A 1819-nucleotide genomic window follows, 5' to 3' on the forward strand; every position below is an offset into this window, starting at 1 on the left:
CTCTATATATATTATATATATAGCGAGGGCAAATACCATAAATAACCTACAGATGGTGGTTTAAAAGTAAATTTGCGTAAGTCCTGAATTATTAATTACCTCTCCTTGAAAAGAAGATGATTGACTAATCATGAAAATTTTTATTTATTATCCTCTTAAAAGGGGGAGACTTTAAACCACAATTTTTTGGTAAAAATTAGAGAATCAAAATCAGGCTTAGAATCTCTGACAACCACAAACGTTGCCAGTTACCCAAAATAAACAAAAGGAACAAAGATTAATGACTAAACTAATTATACAAATCCCTTGTTATAACGAAGAAGCTACTTTAAGGATGATTCTAACTGAATTACCTCGACAACTTCCTGGTATAGATAAGGTAGAATGGTTGATCATTAATGATGGTAGTATTGACAAGACCTTAGAAGTTGCCAAAGCAGCAGGAGTCGATCATATTGTTAATTTTGAATATAATCAAGGATTAGCAAAAGGTTTTATGGCAGGAATAGAAGCTTGTTTACAAAATGGAGCTGATATTATTGTTAATACGGATGCTGATAATCAATATTGTGCAGCAGATATACCTAAACTAATTGAACCAATTTTAGATGGCAGAGCAGAAATAGTAATTGGTGCTAGACCAATTCAAGAGATTAAACATTTTTCACCAATCAAGAAATTTTTACAAAAAATAGGTAGTTTAGTTGTCCGTATTGCTAGTGAAACAAATATTGCTGATGCTCCTAGTGGTTTTCGTGCTATTAGTCGTAATGCAGCACTACAATTAAATGTTTTTAATGAATATACTTACACACTAGAAACTATTATCCAAGCTGGGCAAAAAGGAATGACAATTATTTCTGTCCCCATTAGAACTAATGGTTATTTACGACCATCTAGATTAGTTAAAAGCATTCCAGCTTATATCCAAAGATCGATTTTTACGATCGTGCGGATTTTTATGACTTATAAACCCCTAAAGTTTTTCACAATTTTAGGGACTATTCCCTTTAGTTTTGGTTTCATATTATGTGTACGTTGGTTAATTCTATACTGGAGTGGTACTACGAGGTCTCATGTTCCTAGTTTAGTCTTAGCTGCAATTTTAATTTTAATAGGATTTCAGCTATTTATTTTTGGTCTAATTGCTGATTTGATGTCAGTTAATCGTAAGCTTTTAGAAGATATTCAATTAAAATTACGTCGTAACTTTTTGGCTAACTCATTAGAAAATAAGCCTGAAAATTCTAATTTTGATTAGCTTTTCTTGGTAAAAAATAGATGGATTTTTTCAAAAATATTTATCTTTATATCTTATGGGTTTAATACCCCACCATCAACGGGGGTGCTTAAAATTTTATGGGAATTATCACCTCAAACAATTTTCCCTTCTGCCTTCTGTATTCTGCCTTCTTCAATATTGAAATATTAAAAATGATCATTCTTCCTATATTATCTTTGGTTTTAATTTTTGCTCAATTATTAACTCAAAAAAATGATTGGCGTGATTGTTTCTTTAAAGCAATTGTTTTATAGGGAATAATTTTAACAAAAATAACTGAATTACTTAGTCTATTTGGTTTATTTCAGTATTTTTTGGGTAATAGCAGCTTGGTTATTAATAAATTTTTTATATGTATTTTTACTAACAAAATCTTCCTTAAAAGAACATATAAATAATCTCAAAACATGGAGCAAAAGTTTACTGGGATTATCACCAATGTTAATACTTTTGCTTACCTGTATAACAATTATTGTGTTCTTAATTGGTATAAATGCAATAATCGCTGCACCAAATCACTCCGATTCAATGGAGTTT

The 1819-nt window shown here is 30.2% G+C and carries 1 protein-coding gene; it reads left to right on the plus strand.

Annotated elements, in window-relative coordinates; translation table 11 throughout:
- The first annotated feature begins 280 nt into the window (after positions 1–280).
- Positions 281–1261, plus strand: coding sequence for a glycosyltransferase family 2 protein (locus F6K13_RS31395; RefSeq protein WP_287289619.1), 981 nt, complete (start codon positions 281–283; stop codon positions 1259–1261).
- The last annotated feature ends 558 nt before the right edge of the window (positions 1262–1819 follow it).

This window comes from Okeania sp. SIO2B9 (assembly GCF_010672505.1).
Classification (GTDB): domain Bacteria; phylum Cyanobacteriota; class Cyanobacteriia; order Cyanobacteriales; family Microcoleaceae; genus Okeania; species Okeania hirsuta.

What these genes read in the sequence shown, in the direction of transcription:
- F6K13_RS31395 (WP_287289619.1), top strand. Translation starts at nt 281, where the DNA reads ATGACTAAACTAATTATACAAATCCCTTGTTATAACGAAGAAGCTACT.